Origin of the sequence: uncultured Butyricimonas sp., assembly GCF_959596855.1 — a bacterium.
In the GTDB taxonomy this organism is placed as follows: Bacteria; Bacteroidota; Bacteroidia; order Bacteroidales; family Marinifilaceae; genus Butyricimonas; species Butyricimonas muris.
On record NZ_CAUFYA010000026.1, the window covers coordinates 47,636 to 68,703 of the forward strand.

Consider the following 21,068-nt stretch of genomic DNA (forward strand, 5'->3'; position numbering starts at 1 on the left):
AGGTATGAATAGATATGTTATTAATTTAGTGGGATTGCTGTTCGCGGTGTTGTTGGGCTGTACTTTTCAGGTATATGCACAGAAAAAGAAAGGGACGTGTGAGTATGCCATTCTGGTGAGCAAGGCTGTGCGAGAGGATTTAGCGTGGAAAAAATTGACCGAGACATTGAAGATGAATCACGGGGGAGTGGAGTTTGATTATAATCAATATCCCGGGGAGGTTTTCGATAAGTTGAAACAGGCACAGCCCCGTTACGTGACTGTCGTGGAGAAAGCGGAGAAGATAACCCCGTTGTTCGTGAGAATGATGCATGCCATGAGTCGTAATATGAGTGATACCCCGTACGAGGATTTTGTCTGGGGAATAATAACCGGAGAGCAAGCTGTTGATGCGATGCGGATGGTGACAGATGCACAGACTCCGAAAAAGGTGGATATGGGATGGTTGGAAGCGTGTGAGTTGGAGAAGTTATCAGGTTATAATGGGGTGAATTGGAGTACCGGGGCTTGGAAAGATAGCTGGAAGGAACGAATGAAGACTCCGGCTAAGCACACGGTAGCCGAGGCTGTGTTTTTGCAGCAGCAGTGTATTTTGGAACGTTTGGCGGCGTGGGACCCTAAGTCGCTTGATTTGGTTTTGCCGGAGAATGAAGAGGGATGCGTGGTTGACGATGAGGCGATAAGAATCTTGGTAAAAAAAGAATTGGGAAAAGAGTGCACGGGAGAACAGATCGAGTTGCTGAAAAACCGGGATGTGTTGGTGTATTACGGGGATCCGAAGTGGAATATCAGGTTGAAAGAGGTGTCATCTCCTTTTAAGATGACGTGTAAGAAGCAACGTTTGCTTTGTACGGTGACTTTCGAATCGAACGGGAAGGCGTGTGATATTGACGAGTATATCTTCTTTTTCCCGAAGCGTCTGGAGGAACCGAGTTTGTTGGCGGAATTGCGTGAAGGAGAAGAGCTTTTGTTTGATGATACGTTTATGATTATTCGTAATGTGCATCTTGAAGCGGGAGAGAAGTATTCAATCAAGTTTTCGGTAGAAGGTGCGGATTCCATGGGAATAAAAGTGATGAAAATATTACAATCAAAAAGTGTAGAATTTTAGAAATATGTTTTTAATAGGCATAATTATATTTATTAACAATCAAAAGACAAATATTATGAAAAATTGGTTTTTGTATTTATGTTTGGCTATGTTTTCTGTTTTTTTTGCGTGTAGTGATGACAAGGAAGAAGGGGAAGATGAAAAGTTTATGTTGACGGTAGACAAGGAAAAGTTGGAATTTGAAGCGGGAACAACTGAAGGCATGATGGAGCGTATCCGTGTCACGACAAACGCAGAGGATTGGACCGTTGATGTGGAGATGGAAGGGGATAAAAAATGGTTCTCTGTGACCAAGTTGGATCAGCAATGGTTGGAAGTTGTGGCCGAAGTGAATAATTCTGTAGAAAAGAGAGAAGGTAAATTATTGATTAAGTCGGTAGGGAATCCGGATAAAGTGATTCCTGTGCTTCAATCGGCGGCGGCAGAAGCTACTTTGGAGTTGTCGAAAAATGTAATCATATTTGATAAAGCAGGAGGTAGCGAAGCTATCACGATTACAAGTAATCAAGCTGCCATCCGCTTGGAAAATGTGGAGAAGGAGGATTGGTTTAGCGTGACTCTTGTTGAAGATAATAAGTTGTTTACGGTGGAGGTGAAGGAAAATGCAGATGGAGAACCGAATGAAACAAAGTTTAATGTGGTGGCAGGGATTGATGAAGAGAATCAAAAAGTAATTGAAGTTACCGTGAAGCAAGTTGATGCTGTGGTGTTAAATGCCAGCGGCTATCGCATTGTTTTAGATGCTCCTGCTGGGGCAACAACCGCGGAATCAAGCGAGGATTGGTGTACGGCAGAGTTGAAAGACGGTAAGTTGGTGGTAAGTGCATCCGGTAATGTCGGGGGAGATGCAAGGAGCGCAACTGTAACTATGGGTGAAACGATTGTTCTTGTGGAGCAAGAAGGTGGAGTGTTTAATCCCGGAGATGTTTTCAAACATAATGGAGTGGCTGTTGGTATTGTCGTTAGTCATGATGAAGAAGGACTTTTGGTGATTGCCTTGGAAGAAAAAGAAAATGTAATGTTTTGTGCTAATGGCGCAGTGATAACAGGGGGAGGGTATGAGCCTATTTATAGTAAAGTCAAAGAGATGTATCCGAATGATTGGAAAGATGCATTTCCTGCATTTGCTTATTGTGCGGAAATGGAAGAGAAAACCGGAATGGAAGGATGGGTTTTGCCAAGTTTTTGGCGTTTAAAGGGGGATTTCGTTACACTGGAAGGTAATCTAAAATCTGAATGGCCTAAATTGAAAGCTAATTGTGAGAAAGTAAATAATGCATTGAAAGCGTTGAACGTGCCGGAATATACCACGGGATGGTATTGGTGTGATGCTCATATGGATATGTATGGATGGGGATGGGCTTGGAATTTGGAAAATAATCCAACTATGGGTGGAAGATGTATAAGTAAAGTCTCTACTAATATGTTCATTGCTCGTTGCTTCTGGTGGAAACGTGATTTAGCGAAGTAAAAGCTTTTGATTCTTGTTTGACAAAAGAGTTGCAATGAATCTATTAGATGTTTTATTGCAACTCTTTTTGTGTTCTAAAGAAATTAATTTGTAATATGAAAATTATTATTGTCAATTTATTTTTGTTGATATCGAGTTTATCTCTTTTTGGACAAGGAGTAAATTTTGAAGCTCTTACGTTTAATGAAGCTTTGGCGAAAGCAAAGCAAGAAAATAAACTCGTGTTTGTAGATTGTTATACGGCATGGTGTGTTCCGTGTCGTGTTATGGCAGAAAATGTATTTCCGCAAAAGGAAGCCGGTGATTTTTTTAACCCTAAATTTGTCTGTGTGAAATTTGACATGGAGAAAGGGGAGGGACTGGAATTGAGTAAGACGTTGAAAATTAAAGCTTACCCGACGTTTTTTATAATTCGTCCGGATGGAGCCATACAACATATGATTGTAGGGGGAGGTGAGTTGGAACCTTTTATTAATAAAGTAGAGCGAGGGTTAGACAAGAAAACTTCTTTTACTTATTTGAACAAGCTGTACGAGAAAGGAGAAATGACGAAAGAGCAGTTGATGATTTACATGGTCGTGCTGCAAGATGCGGGTGAAAGGGCGAAGAGCAAGGAGATTGGAAAGAAGTTGGACTCCGTGTTGACGGAAAAGGATAAAATGAAAAAAGAATATTGGCCTATTCTTGAAAAAAGTGTTTATGGTTCAGATGATTTTAGCTTAGTATTGAATAATATCGCTATTTTCAAAAAAAACGTGGGAGGAGAAAACGTGGAGTCGTATTTGTATCAAAATTATAGCTCGACTTTAAATCAACTTGTTTCTGAACGCCCGAAAGATTTTTCCACTCGTTTTACTCAAATTCGCGAGGAATTGGAGAAATCGTATTTTGAAAAACGGGAAAAATTGGAAGTTTCCCTTGACTTTTGTGAAGCTATTGCAAATGAGGATATTGAAAAGATTATAAATTTGATTTCACGAGGGAACGTGGAATTATGGAGTCATACGGGGAAACGAGCTAGCGAATTGCTCGTGCATAGGGCGTCAATAGATCAGTTGAAGAATGTGGCAGCTTTAGAGTGTCAATATATCACCGGTAACGAGTCGGAAGCAAAAAGGAAATTTTTGAAAGAGATGTTTGTCGATTTTAATATAGCTGCCCGCACGATGACTTTTGAGGAGGCATTTGAAGTGGCTAAACAAAGACGGGGACATGTTTTTATAGATTGTTATGATTCAGATAGCCCGGTTTGTCGATATATGTCAGATACGGTATTTCGGGATGAAGAGCTCAAACGTGTTATGAACGAAAATTTTATATACGTGAAATGCGATATAAAAAAACAAGAAGGTCGGGAGGTTTGCAAAAAATTTGATGTACATGTTTACCCGACTTTTGTTGTGGTGAATTGGAAAGGAGGTGTTCGTCATAAATTCACTGGAATAGGGGATGCGGAATATTTTCGCACAAAACTTGAAGATGTGTTTAATGGGTATACGGCGTTGGAGTGTCTAGAAGAATTTTATAATATGGGAAGACGGGATAAGAAATTGTTGACTTCGTACGCGGAAGCATTGGCCTCTGTCAAGGATTCCCGTGCTCCGGGGGTTGTGAAGGAATTATTTCGAGTACTAAGTGACGAGGAGAGAGTTTCATCTCGTTATTGGTATATTTTTGCTGAAAAAGAATACAGTCCCAACGGTTCGGATGCGGAGAAATTTTTATTGAAGAATCGAACAAAATTTGTAGAGGTACAAGGGCTGGAAACCGTTGAGCAACGATTGAGGGATTGTCAATAACGTGTGGGGGATATTATTGTAGCGAATATTATTGTAATATTCGCTACAATAATTAATGTTATTATCCCTTTCGCTCGATCTCTTTCAAGTTCTCCATTTTCTTTTTCCGGAGGAAGCCTTGGATGTCTTCGAGGTGCTCGGTGACTTTCTTGTTGCCGAACTCATAGACTTTTTCTGCCAGTCCGGTGAGAAAATCACGGTCGTGCGACACGACGATGAGGGTGCCGTCGAAGTTTTTCAAGGCACTTTTCAAAATGTCCTTGGTACGTAAGTCCAAATGGTTGGTCGGCTCGTCGAGAATCAACAGGTTCACGGGGGATAGTAATAGTTTAATCATTGCCAGACGGGTACGTTCTCCCCCGGAAAGGACTTTTACTTTTTTGTCCACGTCGTCGCCGCTGAACATGAAGGCTCCAAGCATATCCTTGATTTTGTGTTTTAGTTCCAAGGGGGTCACGTCATCGATGGTCTGGAAAACGGTGAGGTTTTCGTCCATGAGCGAGGCTTGGTTCTGGGCGAAATACCCGATCTGGACGTTGTAGCCCAAAGTCAGCTTTCCGGTGTAGGGGATTTCTCCCATGATACATTTCACGAGAGTGGATTTTCCTTCCCCGTTGCGTCCGACGAATGCTACTTTCTCGCCTTTCTCTATCGTGAAGCTGGCGTTTTGAAAAACAACATGACCGTCATAGTCCTTCGTGAGTTCCTCGGCGATGACGGGATATTTACCCGAATTGGGGGAAGGCGGGAATTTCAGTCGTAAGGCGGAAGTATCTACTTCATCCACTTCCAGTATTTCGAGTTTCTCGAGCATTCTTACCCGGGATTGCACTTGCAGCGTTTTGGAGTAGGTTCCCTTGAAGCGTTCGATAAATTCCTTGGTTTCGGCAATCATTTTTTGTTGCTCGTCATAAGCCTTTTGCTGTTGGATACGGCGTTCTTGGCGCAACACGAGGTATTGCGAGTAATTAACTTTGTAGTCGTAGATACGCCCCATGGTAACCTCTATCGTGCGGGTGGTGATGTTATCCACGAAAGCCCGGTCGTGGGAGATCACGACAACCGCTTTCCCGTTGTTCACGAGGAAGTCTTCCAGCCATTGGATAGAGTCGATATCCAAGTGGTTGGTAGGCTCGTCGAGCAGTAATACATCGGGATTTTTAAGCAGCATTTTTGCCAACTCGATGCGCATACGCCATCCCCCGCTGAAGTCGGAGGTCGGGCGGTTGAAGTCTTCCCGTTGGAATCCCAAGCCTAAAAGAATCTTTTCAACATCCGCCTCGTAATGCGTGGAGTCGATGCTGTAAAATTTCTCGCTCAGGGTGGAAACGTCCTCAATCAGTTTGTAATACTCGGGAGAATCATAATCGGTTCTCTCGGTCAGTTGTTGGTTCAGACGTTCAATCTCTTTCTCCATCTCGAAAAGATGGGCGAAAGCCTGTGAGGTTTCATCGAAGACGGTACGCTCGTTTTGAGTCATCAGATGCTGGGGCAGATAGGCTATCACCGTGTCTTTCGGGCAGGAAACGTTACCCCGGTTGGGTTGTCTTTCCCCGGCAAGGACTTTCAACAAGGTGGACTTGCCCGCCCCGTTTTTACCCATGAGGGCGATACGGTCTTTGTCGTTAATCACGAATGATATGTCTTTAAAAAGTGCTCTGTCTCCAAATTCTACTGTTAATCCGTCTACTGAAATCATATAAATTGAAAATTGAAAGTTGAAAATTGAAAATGGATTCACCATTTCCAAATGGCGGTGCGAAGATAAAATAATTTGTTTATATTTGTGCATGAACGGCGAAAAGAGAAAACTTGCTTTTGTAAAAGGCATGAAAAATGAAGGAAAAAATATGAGCAAATCTATTAGTATATTAGACAAGGACTATTGTGTAACGTACCGTGGGGATGCCATATTGTATAAACAGCGAAAAGCAAGTAATTTCGCGATTGTAATGATTGGAAAGGATGGATGTCGTAACGTATAAATTTTTGATGGGAACCTCGGCTTTCGTGATCGCGATACTCGGGGTTATGCTGGCGGCTACGGCAATACAGCCGGAAAACGGGTTAGAGAAGTTGCGTAAGGCTCGTAATATCCTTGTACCTTCGTATTTCGTGTTGGCGCTTCTCAGTATGGTGTGCTGTTTCACGGGGTATGACCGTCGTGTCGAACCTGCCAGCACGCTTTTTGTCGCCTCGTTTCAAGCTCTGCTCTTCACCATGTCCATGTTGGTTTTCATACGTCCGAATGTAGTCCGGTGGGGAATCGTGCTCCGGCAGGCAGGAGGAATCATGGTAGCGGGCGTAATCTTGTTTGTTGCCCTGTTCTGTTTTGCCGACTATTATTGGGGGCTTTTTTACGCGGGCATTGTTGCTTATATTATCCAGCTGGTGATATACACGCGGCTATTCATGTTGGCGTACCGTCGGACGGTGCGCGAGGTGGAGGATTATTATGACAATGACGAGGAGTACCGTCTGTCGTGGATAAAAACGGGGTTTTATAGCGCGTTGGTTGTCGGCGTCATGGCAATACCCGTGTTATTTTTTACCGCCTTGTACAAATACTTCGTTCCGTTGTACGTGCTTTACTATAGTTTCATGGTGATGTGGTTTGTCAATTACTATCGCAGAATGAAATTCGCGATGCCTGTCATCACGGTTGTCCCGTCGGCAGCGGCAGAAAGTGCGAGAAAGCCCGATGGCGAGGTCGCCGTGGCGGATGCTGCCGGAAAGGAACGGTTGTTAAAGGAAAAATTACAAAAATACATAGACGAGAAAGAATACTGCCTGAAAGATATTTCTTCCGATCGCGTGGCGGATTCTTTCGGGGTGAGTCTGTCATTCTTCCGGCAATACATGAAAACGTGCCACGGGATGGATTTCCGTTCGTGGCGCAAGGAACTGCGTTTACGCGAGGCAACCCGGTTGTTTGACGAACACGCGGAATACGGCATAGATGAAGTCTGTGAAAAAGTAGGTTACAACAATTGCAGCAATTTCAACAGGGACTTTAAACAGATGACGGGGATAACACCTAAATGTTACCGGGAGAGAGTTAATGGGGAAGCCCGCTAATTATCTTTCGTGCAAACAAACGAAAGATAATTCATTTTTTTTGCCTCGGCGGCTTTTACCTTGTATTTTTGTAGATATATCTCCACGGTGAATTATCATTCAATCAATATACAAGCATATGAAAAATAATCTATTTTCACTTGCGCTGGCAATGCTGTTGCTTGCCTCGTGCGGTAAAGACAAAGGTCATCACCCGGAAGAAGACAACAATGTCGTGCAAATCACCGCCTCTATCGACGGCACTGCCGATGGCGGAACGGTATCCGCGGGGCGTGCGACTGTCGATAACGACGGGAAAGGTACATTCGACCCCGGCGACACGTGGGGACTTTACACTTACACGGCTAAAGGCGATTACATGAGCGCCAACACGGAATACAAGTACGGGGAAACCACTCTGCATTGGGATGAACTGAGCGAAACGGAGCCGGTTACTTTCTCCGCCAATTACCCGCGCATCACGGCAGACATTACCAATCCTGCGGCATACCTGTATACGCCCGAAGCGTGGAACAACACGGACGACCTGCTCCACGCCACTACCACGGCAAGCAAGGGCGGGACGGTTGCGCTGACATTCAAGCATCTGATGCACCGGCTCGTCGTCAAGCTGACCGCGGGAGATGGCATGGAGGGGGCGGACTTATCTTCCGCCCTGATAAACTCCGCGGCAAAGAATGATGCGCCAACGATGTTTGCCAGCGTGGAGGTGAACCTGCTGACCGGCGTGGTGAACTATGACCGGGTAGCTAGCGGTGTAATCCTCACCAACGGAGGTGGTGCCAATGCCGATTGGAAAGTAGCACCGCAAGACCTCACCGCAGGTGCGGAATGGCTCAGGATAACCGTAGGCGAGGATGTGTGGTACTATCATGTACCTGCCGACCTGAACACTGCCGAACCCGGCAACCAAACCCGCCTCGAAAGCGGAAAGCGGCTCACCCTCACCCTCACGCTGAAGAAGAACCCCGACACGGGAAACACCGAGGTGGAACTGACCGGCAGCGACATCTCCGGCTGGGGCACGCAGCCCCCGATTACGGATGAAGTGGTGATAGGCGGTGTCACTACCTACGACGCCCTGCTCGAAGCCCTCAAGACGGGCGGCGCCTCGGCCGACGCCCCTACGCTCATTACGCTGGGCGGCGACATCACGATACCCGCAGGAGGTAGTAGCAGCGGCACATTCATAAACGGCAGCGGCTACTTCAAGATGGACGGCGGCGGACACACCCTCGCTTGGGAACAGGGCAGCTATTACTTCCTCGGAAATAACAATGCCGACGCCGATGCCGTTTATATCGAACTCACCAATATCAAGCTGGTTCAAGCTCCGAACGCATTTTCTGCCGTGGTAGGTGCTTTCAACGGCAGGATTACGCTGGGTGGGAACGTGACATTGGACGGGGGTCTTGCTATGTCTGTGATTACGGTTTACGGCGAGAAAGCAGCATTGGAACTGGGTGACGGCTGCGAATTGTCTTACGTGGCAGGCAGTTCGAACTGTGCATACGTCGGGGATGGCGCCACCCTCGTGCTGAACGGGGGAAAGACCGCCGACGGGGCTTACATCGCTCTACAGCGCACTGAGACCGTTTCCCATCCCCTTATCTCCGTTCCGAAAGCCCTCACGGGTGATGTGCACCTCAAGCTCAGCCTGCTCGGCATAACCTCCATCGCCCAGGGAACCGACGGTAACCAACTGACGCAGGCGGACTGCAAGCATTTGAAAGTGAATACGGAGTCAATAGTCAGCCTCTATGGAGAGCAGCCGAAGAAATACGGCGACAACTTCGAGCTTTACCTCGACCCGACGGATTATCAAATCAAGCTACGCCCGAAAAATTTCACACCCCCCACCTCCGGCGACATCGACATGACCTCCATGACCGCCGACGAAGCACAGCTAAACATCCTTGCAGCCATCGCCGCAGGCCACACCGAAATCAAGCTGACGGGCCAACTTTCCAAGATAGGAATGGGCGATCAGTGGGGTACATTTTTCTATAATACAAAAATCACGAAATGCGACCTCACCGGAGTGACGGGCTGGGATGCAACGCCAACACTGCCCGGCAGCGCCTTTCAGGGTTGCACCGCCTTGCAGGAGGTGACGCTGCCCGATAACGTGCAGGTAATCGGAGGATATGCTTTTTATGGCTGCACTGCGCTGACTACGGTGAATCTTTCGCAGGTTACCCAGATTGATCAATACGCATTTCGGGAATGCACTTCATTGACCGCGCTCACTTTGAATCATGTGACAGCAATAGACCTGTGTGCTTTCTTCAGATGCACGGGTCTCAAAACGCTCGAAATACCGATGTGTACCCGGTTCGGCAATTATATCGTAACGGGATGCAGCAGCCTCACCCGGATAAAAGCCACCGCAGACGGAGATTTCGTTAATATAAATAATGGCAGCAGTATAGAGAACAACGCTGTTTTTCAGAACAAAACCAGCTCCGGTCATACCGGAGAGAACACATTCAATCCCACCAAGTGCGACCTCGAGCTGAACGCCGACAAGAAGCAGGATGGCAGTGCCGTCCCCAAAGTCTCCAACGGCAACGAATGGACTGTGCTCGACAGCAACATGAAATGGAAGGACATCTCCTTCCCGCAACCGTAATCCGCACCTTTCCCGAAGTTGAACTTCGAGGCGGTCAAAGTTCAACATTGGCACCGCCAAAGTTCAACTTCGGGAACTTCAACCACAGTCAATAAAAACAACGTAGTTTAATAAACGCAACGATATGAAAATAATAAAAAAGAATATATGCCTTATCGCCATCCTGTCGGGTGTGGTCGGATTGTCTGCCTGTTCGCGGGACGATGTACCGGCTCCCGATGGCGGCATGGACGACGGCAACGCCATCCGCTTCACCACCGCCATCGCCGACTTCATGGGCAGCGATGCCGCCGATGACCCCGACACACGCGCCATCATCAACGACGAGGACGGCACGGGCAGCTTCGACGCCGGCGATGAAACGACGATTAGGGGATTCATCTTTAACTCGACGCCGTTTGTCGAGAAAGAATACCCCGCCACCTACAAGGACGGAACGTGGACTACCGGCATGACATGGGATGAATTCGACGAGGGTGCGGAGGTCTCTTTCTCCGCCTTTTTCCCGAAACGGTCTCTGACCGACTTTGATGAAAACGGTAAAATGGAGATTAATCTCCCCACCGATCAAAGCGCCCTGGAGCAGTATGCCGCTTACGACTGGCTCTATGCGGCGGTCGCCGGGACAAAAACCGACAATCCGATACAACTGACGTTCCGCCACCTCATGCACCGCCTCACGGTAAACCTCAGCCTGTCCGACACTCCCGGCTCATTGACGCAAGCGGATGTGGATGCCGCTACGGTTGTGATAAAGAATATGTATGCCAAAGGTCTTGTAGCTAAGAACGGCGCCGTGGTGGCATGGACTATTGTGGATGCCGAAGACTTCACCCCCTTGGAATCCGCCGGCAACACCTTCCGTGTCATCCTCCTGCCGCAGAATGTAACTCCCGGAACCCCGTGGATAGAAATCACCGTGGGCGGAAAAACAGTCACCTATCCCGTCCCTGACGGACTGACCGAGCTGCAAGGCGGAAAGGAACAGGTGGTGAATCTCGCGCTGACCAACAGTGGGGTAAATTGAAACTGTGCCGTCCTGAAATAGAGTAAACCGATTTCAGGACGGCACAATAAAATAACTGAACTTATCGGGAGTTTATTTCAAAAAAGAGAGGGAAACGGTAAAAAATATAATGTTTTTCTTATATTTGCGGTATAAACAAAGTGCCGCAAGGCCAATATTAATCTTCTAATACATGAACACGATGGCAATTTTTTTACAACAATCGCGGGTGGGGGTATTGAACTTTGAATCTGTCAAAGGGAATGCTTGCTGCTGTTGTTGCTGTCGATGTAGATAATTCGGAACTTATTTATTCAGTGATGTAATGATTTTTGATTCGGTGATTATTTAGAATCATGGAGTCATAAATCGTCGATCATAAATCAAAAATTATACAAATGGTAAAGAAGAACATTCTTGAAACCATCGGTAATACACCGATGGTGCGTATTAATAATTTGTACGTGAAACCCGGCGTGAATATTTACGCCAAGTTGGAGGGATTTAATCCCACGGGAAGTATTAAAGACCGGATTGCAATGCAGATGATCAAGCAGGCGGAACGGGAAGGGAAGCTGGTGCCCGGGAAGACAATTATCGAACCCACGTCCGGTAACACGGGAATCGGGTTGGCAATTATCGGTATCGTGAAGGGATATGACGTGGAGATCGTGATGAGTGAGGCGGTTTCCGTGGAGCGACGGAAGATTATCCGGTCGTACGGGGGAAAAGTGATTCTGACTCCCGCGGCGGAGGGAACGGACGGGGCGATCCGGCTGGCTCATAAATTGGTGGAGGAGAACCCGGGGAAGTATTTTATGCCCGATCAATTTAGTAATGCCGGGAATTATCAAGCTCATTACGAGAATACGGCGATCGAGATATGGCAGCAGACAGAGGGGGAAATTGATTATCTGGTGAGTGCTCTCGGTACTTCGGGGACGATTATGGGCGTTTCCCGTTTTCTGAAAAAGATGCAGCCGAACATAAAGGTCGTGAGCGCCCATCCCGTGAAAGGGCATTATATACAGGGACTGAAAAACATGGATGAGGCAATCGTACCCGCTATTTATGATCCGTTGCATATCGATATGCAGGTTATGGTCGAGAGCGAGGAGGCTATTGCTATGGCACGGGAGATTATCGCCAAGGAAGGTATTTTTGCCGGCATGAGTAGCGGGGCGGCTATGCTGGCGGCATTGAGAACGGCGGAACGGATCGATGCCGGGAATATCGTGGTGATATTCCCCGATAGGGCGGAAAAGTACTTGAGTACCTCGATGTTCGATGATCTGGCAGATGATTAAATCTGCCGGATAACCCGTGCAGGGCAAACGCATCAAGACGCTTTTTGCCCGGTTCATAAAGTTGAGCTTTCAGCTCCTAAAGTTTATAAAGTTCATAAAGTAACGGGCGTCCTTCGGACAAGGTTTACCGGCAGCCATGCTGCCGTGGACAAAGCGCCCGCTAGGGTCCATAAACCTTATGAACTTTATAGACTTTATAAACTTTTAACTAAAAGGGCAAAAAGCGTCTTGACGCGTTTGCCCTAGTGGGGGATGGCACCTTTTTTGTTAGCTTGTTTAACAAAGTTAAGAATAAAATAGTGTGAACGAGAACAAAACGATAAGAAATATCGTAAAACGTAGTTACGAATAAAATTACAAATTATTATGCAGGTATCAGATATAGGATTGATAGGTTTGGCGGTGATGGGTGAAAATCTTGCGTTAAACTTGGAAGATAAAGGTTACACGGTTTCTGTTTATAACCGGGTACATCCTGATCGGGAGAGCGTCGTAACTCGTTTTATCGAGGGACGGGGGAGAGGGAAACGCTTTCATGGGACCTACACGATAGAGGAATTTGTGGAATCGGTGCGTCTGCCTCGGAAGATCATGTTAATGGTCAAGGCGGGCGATCCCGTGGACGAATTGCTCGGGCAGCTTGTGCCGTGGCTTTCTCCCGGGGACGTGATTATTGACGGGGGAAACTCCGATTATCACGACACGGAACGCCGGGTGAAGATGTTGGAAGAGAAGGGATTTTACTTTATCGGGGCAGGCATTTCCGGTGGTGAGGAAGGTGCTTTACACGGGCCTTCTATCATGCCGGGAGGGTCTGAAATGGCTTGGCCGCTCGTGAAAGATATACTTCAGTCGATTGCCGCGAAACTGGATGACGGTTCGCCTTGTTGCGAATGGATAGGGGCGGGGGGTGCCGGACATTACGTGAAGATGGTTCACAACGGTATCGAATACGGGGATATGCAGTTGATTGCCGAGACATATTCCATATTGAAGAGGAGGACCGGGTTGGATAATGACGGGTTGGGCGACGTGTTCGAGCAATGGAACCGGGGAGAATTGAATAGTTTTTTGATAGAGATTACCTCTCGTATCCTGCGCTATAAAGAGGAGAACGGGGATTATCTTCTGGATCATATACTGGATGTCGCCGGACAGAAGGGAACGGGGAAATGGAGTGTCATCGCCTCGCTGGATGAAGGTGATCCCCTGACGTTGGTTTCCGAAGCCGTGTTCGCCCGTTTCATGTCGGCATTGGTGGAGGAACGGGAACGGGCTTCCAAGCAATATCCTTCCGGTAAAGTGGGTGATATGAAGACGAATATCCCCTTGAATCACGAGGGAATAGAAGCGGTGAGGGACGCGTTGTACGCGGCGAAGCTGATTTCTTACGCGCAGGGCTTTTCCTTGATGCGCAGGGCTTCCGAACGTTATGGGTGGAACTTGGATTTGGGAACGATAGCCAAGATATGGCGTAAGGGCTGTATTATTCGTTCCGTGTTCCTCGAGCGGATCACGCGGGCATTCCATAAAAACAGTTCTTTGGAGAATCTTTTGTTTGATGCTTTTTTCCACGAGAAGATGGAGGATGCACTTTCTGCCTTGCGGGGAGTTATCGTGGATTGCGTGTTCAACGGGATAGCTGCTCCCTGTTTCTTCGCGGCGTTGAGTTATTTCGATAATTTGCGCACGTTGGATTCTTCCGCGAATATGATTCAGGCACAACGGGATTATTTCGGGGCGCATACTTACGAGCGGACAGACACGGAGAGAGGGCGCTTCTTCCACACGGACTGGACAGGGGAGGGCGGAAAAACAGTTTCAGGTACTTATAACGTGTAAAAGAATATGAACAGACCGGAGGATCAAGTATTGGTAATTTTCGGGGCATCGGGCGATTTGACTAAACGTATGCTGATGCCATCGCTATACGAGCTCCACGTGCGACAAATGTTGCCGGAGCGTTTTGTTATTTTGGGGACGTCGCGAACCCCGATGAGTGACGATGAGTTCCGCTTGTCTATACGCGTGATGCTGCAGGAGTTGAAAGGGGAGAATAATTTGAAGGGTGAGGAGGTCGATAGTTTCATGCGAAAAGTGTATTACCAGCCGTTCGACCCGGAGAATGGGGTGGACGAGTTGGGAGAGCGGGTGATGTTTCTCATGGAAGAGAACGCGATTCCCATGAAGGTCGTGTATTATCTGGCGACTCCGCCGACTTCTCAACAGGCGATAACGAAATATTTAGGGCGGAGTTGTTTGTTCCGGGTGAAAGAAAAAGGCGGTTGGCATCGTATCGTGGTGGAGAAACCTTTCGGGATTAACTTGGAAACCGCCCGAACGTTGAATAATTCTTTGCTGGAAGTATTTTGCGAGAACGAGATTTACCGAATCGACCATTTCTTGGGGAAAGAAACGGTGCAGAATATTTTGGTGTTGCGGTTCGCTAACCAGATATTCGAGTCGATGTGGAACCGGAATTATATTGATTACGTGGAGATATACGCCTTGGAATCTCTTGGAATCGAGAAGCGGGGGAAATATTACGAGACGGCGGGTGCGCTACGGGATATGGTGCAAAATCACTTGATGCAGTTGCTGGCATTCGTGGCGATGGAGTCACCGGCGACGATGGAACCGGAGGTGATACGCGACGAAACGGCAAAAGTATTGCGTTCCCTGCGACTATGGACGGGTGAAGATATTGCCCGTAATGTCATCCGGGCGCAGTACGAGGGGGGAGAAGTGAAGGGGCAAACTGTGCCGGGATATTTGCAGGAGAAGGATGTCGCCCCTGATTCGGACACGGAGACGTATGTCGCCTTGAAAGTATTTATTGATAATTGGCGATGGAGTAACGTGCCTTTCTATATTTACACGGGAAAGCGTTTGAAGGATAAACGTTCGGGTGTGGTAATCCATTTCAAATCTACCCCGCACAAGTTGTTCGAGGGGCAATGTCAAGGGACGTCCTGCAACCAGTTGATTATCCGGATGACGCCGGACGAGGGGGTGATGCTGAAATTCGGGTTGAAGATGCCGGGAGGTGGATTCAAGGTGCAGCAGGTGGGTATGGATTTCCTGTATGCCTCGCTTTGCAATAATTATTTGCCGGGGGCTTACGAGCGTTTGTTGCTGGATGCCATGCAGGGGGATTCCATGCTTTATACCCGGAATGATGCTTTGGAGGCAAGCTGGCGTTTTATTGACCCGATCGAGAATTATTGGCGGGAACATCCGGGGAAAGGTTTGTCGCATTATGCGGCAGGGAGCGAGGGACCTGATTTAACCGGGGGGTGGGACGTGTTGCCGCCCGTGTCGAAAGAAGAGAAAAATGTTTGTTGGTTATGATGATAGATGAACGTACGGGATTGGTGTTGGAAGGCGGTGGTATGAGAGGTGTCTTCACTGCCGGGGTGTTGGATTGGCTGATGGATAACGGGATGTACTTCCCTTACACGATAGGCGTTTCAGCCGGGGCGTGCAACGGTTTGTCGTATGCTTCCCGGCAACGGGGGAGGGCGAAAATCTGTAATATTGATTTGTTGGACAAGTACCGGTACATCGGGGTGAAATATTTGTTCACGAAACGGAGTATCATGGATTTTGATTTGATTTTCAATGATTTCCCGACTCGTATTATTCCTTACGATTACGACACTTATTTCGCTTCACCGGGGCGTTTCGTCATGGTCACGAGTAATTGCCGGACGGGCGAAGCGAATTATTTCGAGGAGAAGAACGATAGGGTACGTTTGTTGAATATCTGCCGGGCATCATGCAGTTTGCCTTTCGTGTGCCCGAAATCTTACGTGGACGGGGTGCCTATGCTCGACGGGGGAATTAGTGACGCGATACCCATCCGTAAAGCGATTGCCGATGGTTTTTCCCGGAACGTGGTTGTGCTGACACGTAATAAAGGTTACCGGAAAGAGGTGACGGATAAGTCTATCCCGTGGTTTATGTACCGCCGTTACCCGGCTTTGCGGGAGAGCCTGAGGGTGAAGAATAAGCATTATAATGAAACCCTCGACTACGTGGAGCAACTGGAAGAGGAAGGACAGGTGATTATCATCCGACCGGAGCGACCGCTTGAGGTTGACCGGATAGAACGGGACGTGTTGAAACTGACGGATTTGTACAATCAAGGATATGAATGTGCCAAACAGGTATTAAGCAGTTATTTGTGATGTTATGGAAGAATTGACGTTGACAACCCCTTCGATATTATTTTCCGCCATTTCGTTGATCATGTTGGCGTACACGAACCGTTTTCTGGCTTATGCCCAAGTGATACGGAATTTGAAAGGGGAGCATGAAAGTCGTCCGAACGCGATGACTAAATTGCAGATTGATAATTTGAAGAAGCGACTTTATATGGCAAGGTCGATGCAGATATACGGGGTAATGAGTCTGCTGCTTTGCGTGATATGTACCCTTTTTATTTATATCGGGTTGCAGACCGTGGCGGTTTATACTTTCGTGCTGGCTTTGTTGCTGCTGGTAATTTCTTTGGGAATATCCGTGAAGGAGATACTTATTTCCGTGAAGGCGTTGGAATACAGGTTGGATAATGTACTGCCGGAAGAAAAGGAACATCCACGCCGATAATTACCTGATGTTTACGGGGAATGTCGTCGGAAATGTTTTTTGATATAGAGCAATTTTTCCGGTACGATTTATTCTTTACTTTTGTGGCGAAATAATAAGGAGATGGTAAAAGCAATTTTTTTTGATATTGACGGGACTTTAGTGAGTTTTGAAACTCACCGGATACCGGAGTCCGCGGAGAGAGCGATACTTGCCTTGCGGGAGAAAGGCATTTTGGTTTTTATCGCTAGCGGAAGACATTTGCTTTCTATAAATAACTTGGGTTCGCTGGTGTTTGACGGGTATATTACTTTGAACGGGGGATATTGCCTCGCGGGGAAAGAGCGGGTGATTTACAAGCATAGTATTCCCGAAGAGGATATTGCCTCGCTCGTGCAATACATGGAGAAGGAGAATGAGTTTCCTTGTATCTTTGTTCACGAGCATACACTGTATTTGAACTACCACAACGAACAGAGCCATCAAATCTTTCGAATGCTGGATTTCCCGGAACCTCCGGTCGCTCCTTTGCGGGAAGCGAGTAAGGGAGAAACGTTTCAATTGGTTGCATTTTTCACGAAAGAACAGGAAAGAGCAATCATGGAGGCTATGCCCCACTGTGAGGCAACTCGGTGGAACCCGCTTTTTACCGATGTTATTCCCCGGGGCAGCAGTAAGAGTGTCGGGATTGACAAGATGCTGGAACATTTTGGAATTGCTTTGGATGAAACAATGGCTTTCGGTGACGGGGGGAATGATATTTCCATGTTACAGCACGCGGGAATCGGCGTGGCAATGGGAAATGCCGGGGATGAAGTGAAGAAAGTTGCCGATTACGTGACCTCTTCCGTGGACGAGGATGGCGTGATAAATGCTTTACGTCATTTCGGGGTGTTGTAAATCCGAATAAAATCCTTACTTTTGTGCTTGGAAACTAAAAAAATACACCAATGAAGATGTCTAAATAATTAAGTCGGGTTTTATCAATTGTTTCATGTGCCGGTATGACCGTTCAGAGGGTCATCGAGTGCCGACTTTTAATTTAGAATCATGTCCCTTAATCTATAAGAGTTTATAAAGTTTATAAGGTTTGTAAAGTTCATAAAGTATCTTGTAAGGATGCGTACCTTACAAACTACCTTTAAACATTGTATTTATGAGTGATATAATAGTAAAACAAATAACTTATATTCACCCGGATAGAGAGCCGTTGTTTCAAAATATCAATTTCACGGTTGACGCGGGAGAAAAAGTGGCGTTAGTAGGAAACAACGGTTCGGGTAAGTCCACGCTTCTGAAGATTATAGCGGGACAACTACAACCTTCGGGGGGAGAGATTGTCTGTGATGCCGTACCTTATTACATCCCGCAGCACTTGGGACAATATGATTCCCTGACGGTAGCGGGTGCATTGCGGGTGGAGAGAAAAATAAACGCCCTGCACGCTATTTTAAGAGGTGAGGTTGATGCAAAGTATTTTTCCGAACTTGATGACGATTGGCAGATAGAGGAGAAGTGTCGGGCAGCGCTGGACGGTTGGGAGTTGCAACACGTGGAACTAACCACGTGTATGGCGTTGTTGAGCGGTGGGGAGAAAACCCGTGTCTTTCTTGCCGGACTTGATATCTATACCCCTTCTGTCGTGTTGCTGGATGAACCGACGAACCATTTAGACCATTGGAGCAGGGAGAAGTTGTATGAAACGATTTGCCGGGGGAAAGCCACGGCCTTGGTCGTGAGTCACGACAGGACTTTGTTGAATTTGCTTCATCAGACGTTGGAGTTGAGCGGAAGAGGAGTAACTGTTTATGGCGGGAATTATGATTTTTACCAAGAGCGGAAAGAGATTGATATTCATGCTTTGCAGGAACGTATTGAAGATAAACAGAAAGAGTTGCGTCTGGCAAAGAAGATAGCACGGGAGGCAGCAGAGCGTCAGCAAAAGAGAGAGGCGCGGGGTGAGAAACTGAGTTCGCGGAAAGGGACTCCCCGTATCATGATGAATACGTTGAAAAACAGGGCGGAAAGTAGTTCGTCCAAGTTGAAGGACGTGCACGCGGAGAAGATAGGCTCTATCGCCGACAGTCTTTCGGAAAGTCGTGCGGCACTACCTGAGCCGGGACGGATGAAAGTGAACTTTAACCCGTCCGTGTTGCACGAGGGAAAGATTTTGCTCACGGCACGGGATATTAATTTTGGATACTCGACGGAAATGTTGTGGGCGCATCCTCTTCATTTTCAAATTAAGAGCGGGGAACGAATCGCTTTGTGCGGGCGCAACGGTTCGGGGAAAACTACCTTGTTGCGTATGCTGTTGGGAAAATTAGAACCGACAAGTGGCGAACTGATACGGGCTGATTTCAAGTATGTCTATCTTGACCAAGAGTATTCCATGCTACGAGATAATCTTACTGTTTACGGGCAAGCGGAACATTACAACGTGAACAATCTGCCGGAGCATGAATTGAAAACGCGACTTAATCGCTTTTTATTCCCTGCCGAGGTATGGGATAAACCTTGCGAGCAATTGAGTGGAGGTGAACGGATGAGATTGATTTTTTGTTGTCTGATGATAAGTAATAACACGCCCGATGTGTTCGTGTTGGACGAACCCACGAATAATCTGGATATCCGGAATATTGAAATCATGACTTCAACGATTCGGGATTACCGGGGTACCGTGATTGTCGTGTCGCACGACCGGCGTTTTATGGAGGAGATAGGGGTGGAACGTTGTATTGATTTATCTTCGAGAGATTTGTGTTAAAAGTTAATTTCCCTATATTTGCGATTATTGTTTGGTAATAGAGAGTGGATATTAAAATGGATTTGGCAAATGAGAGCATGTGTTTTATGGATATTGTATTTGTGCGTGTGTTGTTCCGGGAGTAAAGATGATAAGATTGAGCAAGTTCCGGAATCATCTTTGGATACTTATACTTGGATGGGAAGTCTTGAAGACGAGTGCTTGTTGAGTATGTTGTCCATTCCCGGGACGCATGACAGTGGGGCGAAAGGTTCTATTTTAGGAATGGCTAACGCTCAAGATTTAACTTTGGAAGAACAATTGGGGTTGGGAGTTCGCTGTTTCGATATTCGGTTGAAGGACGCGAAAGAGGGATTGGAAATTCAACATGGCATAGTATCTTTCGGCTTGTCTTTCGAGAATGACGTGTTACCCGTGTTTCGCCGGTATCTCGAGAAATACCCGACGGAAACACTGGTTGTAAGTTTGAAAGATGAAAATTGCAAAAACACGGAGGTTTATGTTGATGAGGTATGGCGTGTACTGAATAGTGATGCTATGCGTCCCTTTGTCGTGGAGGATTTCAAGGCAAACCTGACGCTTGGGGAATGTCGGGGGAAAATTTTGTTTCTGCATCGTTATAATTTGCGGAAAGAAAGATATGTCGGGGGTGAGTTTGCTCCCGGTGGATGGAAAAATAGTGCAACCTTTGAAACGAAAATCTGGGGAAACGGGGATAGAATGGCAACATGTGTCGTGGAGGACGAGTATGAATCCTACGCGTTGAAAGATTCTCAAAAGAAGGTGGACGCGGTGATGGCGAATGTACGGCAAGCCCGGACAAGTGCCGACACGGATTGGTATATAACATTCGTTAGTGCTACGAAAGGACTTACCGCCACGCCGGAGGCTTTCGCCGATAAAGTGAATCAACCTGTAGCGGATGCTATCGGGGCTTTAGGAAAAGGGAAATGCGGATTTGTGCTAATGGACTATGCCGGGAAAACGGAAGGGCGTCAACTGGTGCAGGCTGTTATAAATAGTAATTTTAAAGTTTCAAAATAGTAGGGCGAACTCACGAATCTTTGGAAAGCGATGATGCTGCGGTGACTCGCTTTTAAAATTGTGCGATTTAGGTTTACGGGATACCGTAATGGCTATTTCGCGCAATTTTTGTTTTGTATAACCAAAGTTCCGGAGAGGAACTACCGCAGTAATACATTAATTCATGTTTACTAATGTATCACTTCCGGTTTAATAGTACAAAAAATATTGTAGATTCCCTGTAGGTTCGCTGTAGCAACGCTGTACATGTACAGCGTTGCTAC

15 protein-coding genes are annotated in these 21,068 nt (G+C 46.8%); 14 read left to right on the forward strand and 1 reads right to left on the reverse strand.

Annotated elements, in window-relative coordinates; genetic code table 11:
- Positions 1-4 precede the first annotated feature (4 nt).
- From Q5866_RS12105 to Q5866_RS12115, 3 genes are all read left to right on the forward strand, one after another.
- A complete protein-coding gene (locus Q5866_RS12105) occupies positions 5-1,111 on the forward strand; it encodes a hypothetical protein (protein WP_303180475.1) in 1,107 nt (368 codons plus the stop codon).
- A gap of 55 nt (positions 1,112-1,166) precedes the next feature.
- Positions 1,167-2,582: a BACON domain-containing carbohydrate-binding protein gene (locus Q5866_RS12110; protein ID WP_303180476.1), complete on the forward strand. Its 1,416-nt coding sequence runs from the start codon at positions 1,167-1,169 to the stop codon at positions 2,580-2,582.
- Positions 2,583-2,677: 95 nt separating this feature from the next.
- Positions 2,678-4,381, forward strand: coding sequence for a thioredoxin family protein (locus tag Q5866_RS12115; protein WP_303180478.1), 1,704 nt, complete (start codon positions 2,678-2,680; stop codon positions 4,379-4,381).
- A 61-nt stretch (positions 4,382-4,442) separates the two neighbouring features.
- Here the strand turns inward: Q5866_RS12115 and Q5866_RS12120 are convergent, their stop codons facing one another.
- The gene (locus Q5866_RS12120; RefSeq protein WP_303180480.1) at positions 4,443-6,080 is read right to left on the reverse strand and encodes an ABC-F family ATP-binding cassette domain-containing protein; all 1,638 of its coding nucleotides are present in this window, start codon (positions 6,078-6,080) and stop codon (positions 4,443-4,445) included.
- 266 nt (positions 6,081-6,346) lie between these two features.
- Here Q5866_RS12120 and Q5866_RS12125 point away from each other — a divergent pair, with 266 nt between their 5' ends.
- The 11 genes from Q5866_RS12125 (at position 6,347) to Q5866_RS12175 (ending at position 20,805) form a co-directional block, all read left to right on the forward strand.
- Positions 6,347-7,459: an AraC family transcriptional regulator gene (locus tag Q5866_RS12125; RefSeq protein WP_303180482.1), complete on the forward strand. Its 1,113-nt coding sequence runs from the start codon at positions 6,347-6,349 to the stop codon at positions 7,457-7,459.
- A 151-nt stretch (positions 7,460-7,610) separates the two neighbouring features.
- Positions 7,611-10,091, forward strand: coding sequence for a leucine-rich repeat protein (locus Q5866_RS12130; RefSeq protein WP_303180494.1), 2,481 nt, complete (start codon positions 7,611-7,613; stop codon positions 10,089-10,091).
- A 124-nt stretch (positions 10,092-10,215) separates the two neighbouring features.
- Entirely contained in the window at positions 10,216-11,118 is a 903-nt protein-coding gene (locus Q5866_RS12135) for a fimbrillin family protein (protein WP_303180484.1), read from the forward strand.
- A gap of 377 nt (positions 11,119-11,495) precedes the next feature.
- Positions 11,496-12,404, forward strand: coding sequence for a PLP-dependent cysteine synthase family protein (locus Q5866_RS12140; protein ID WP_292268414.1), 909 nt, complete (start codon positions 11,496-11,498; stop codon positions 12,402-12,404).
- A gap of 366 nt (positions 12,405-12,770) precedes the next feature.
- Positions 12,771-14,246 carry a decarboxylating NADP(+)-dependent phosphogluconate dehydrogenase gene (gene gnd / locus Q5866_RS12145; protein ID WP_186976815.1) on the forward strand — a complete coding sequence of 492 codons (1,476 nt, stop codon included), beginning with the start codon at positions 12,771-12,773 and terminating at the stop codon, positions 14,244-14,246.
- 6 nt (positions 14,247-14,252) lie between these two features.
- Positions 14,253-15,755 carry a glucose-6-phosphate dehydrogenase gene (zwf, locus tag Q5866_RS12150; protein WP_303180486.1) on the forward strand — a complete coding sequence of 501 codons (1,503 nt, stop codon included), beginning with the start codon at positions 14,253-14,255 and terminating at the stop codon, positions 15,753-15,755.
- Positions 15,743-16,594 carry a patatin family protein gene (locus tag Q5866_RS12155; RefSeq protein ID WP_303180487.1) on the forward strand — a complete coding sequence of 284 codons (852 nt, stop codon included), beginning with the start codon at positions 15,743-15,745 and terminating at the stop codon, positions 16,592-16,594. Before zwf ends, Q5866_RS12155 begins: the two co-directional genes overlap by 13 nt.
- A 4-nt stretch (positions 16,595-16,598) precedes the next feature.
- Positions 16,599-17,015, forward strand: coding sequence for a DUF2721 domain-containing protein (locus Q5866_RS12160; protein WP_186976810.1), 417 nt, complete (start codon positions 16,599-16,601; stop codon positions 17,013-17,015).
- A gap of 102 nt (positions 17,016-17,117) precedes the next feature.
- The gene (locus Q5866_RS12165) at positions 17,118-17,894 is read left to right on the forward strand and encodes a Cof-type HAD-IIB family hydrolase (RefSeq protein ID WP_227216240.1); all 777 of its coding nucleotides are present in this window, start codon (positions 17,118-17,120) and stop codon (positions 17,892-17,894) included.
- A 256-nt stretch (positions 17,895-18,150) separates the two neighbouring features.
- On the forward strand, positions 18,151-19,761 hold the full coding sequence (locus tag Q5866_RS12170; protein WP_303180491.1) for an ABC-F family ATP-binding cassette domain-containing protein: 1,611 nt from the start codon (positions 18,151-18,153) through the stop codon (positions 19,759-19,761).
- Between the two features lie 69 nt (positions 19,762-19,830).
- Positions 19,831-20,805, forward strand: a complete 975-nt coding sequence (locus Q5866_RS12175) for a phosphatidylinositol-specific phospholipase C (protein WP_099290585.1) — start codon at positions 19,831-19,833, stop codon at positions 20,803-20,805.
- Positions 20,806-21,068: the final 263 nt, after the last annotated feature.

Excerpts from the sequence above, each read along its gene's own strand:
- Q5866_RS12105 (WP_303180475.1), top strand. The coding sequence starts at position 5 with ATGAATAGATATGTTATTAATTTAGTGGGATTGCTGTTCGCGGTGTTG.
- Q5866_RS12110 (WP_303180476.1), top strand. The coding sequence starts at position 1,167 with ATGAAAAATTGGTTTTTGTATTTATGTTTGGCTATGTTTTCTGTTTTT.
- Q5866_RS12115 (WP_303180478.1), top strand. The coding sequence starts at position 2,678 with ATGAAAATTATTATTGTCAATTTATTTTTGTTGATATCGAGTTTATCT.
- Q5866_RS12120 (WP_303180480.1), bottom strand. The coding sequence starts at position 6,080 with ATGATTTCAGTAGACGGATTAACAGTAGAATTTGGAGACAGAGCACTT.
- Q5866_RS12125 (WP_303180482.1), top strand. The coding sequence starts at position 6,347 with ATGGATGTCGTAACGTATAAATTTTTGATGGGAACCTCGGCTTTCGTG.
- Q5866_RS12130 (WP_303180494.1), top strand. The coding sequence starts at position 7,611 with ATGCTGTTGCTTGCCTCGTGCGGTAAAGACAAAGGTCATCACCCGGAA.
- Q5866_RS12135 (WP_303180484.1), top strand. The coding sequence starts at position 10,216 with ATGAAAATAATAAAAAAGAATATATGCCTTATCGCCATCCTGTCGGGT.
- Q5866_RS12140 (WP_292268414.1), top strand. The coding sequence starts at position 11,496 with ATGGTAAAGAAGAACATTCTTGAAACCATCGGTAATACACCGATGGTG.
- gnd (WP_186976815.1), top strand. The coding sequence starts at position 12,771 with ATGCAGGTATCAGATATAGGATTGATAGGTTTGGCGGTGATGGGTGAA.
- zwf (WP_303180486.1), top strand. The coding sequence starts at position 14,253 with ATGAACAGACCGGAGGATCAAGTATTGGTAATTTTCGGGGCATCGGGC.
- Q5866_RS12160 (WP_186976810.1), top strand. The coding sequence starts at position 16,599 with ATGGAAGAATTGACGTTGACAACCCCTTCGATATTATTTTCCGCCATT.
- Q5866_RS12165 (WP_227216240.1), top strand. The coding sequence starts at position 17,118 with ATGGTAAAAGCAATTTTTTTTGATATTGACGGGACTTTAGTGAGTTTT.
- Q5866_RS12170 (WP_303180491.1), top strand. The coding sequence starts at position 18,151 with ATGAGTGATATAATAGTAAAACAAATAACTTATATTCACCCGGATAGA.
- Q5866_RS12175 (WP_099290585.1), top strand. The coding sequence starts at position 19,831 with ATGAGAGCATGTGTTTTATGGATATTGTATTTGTGCGTGTGTTGTTCC.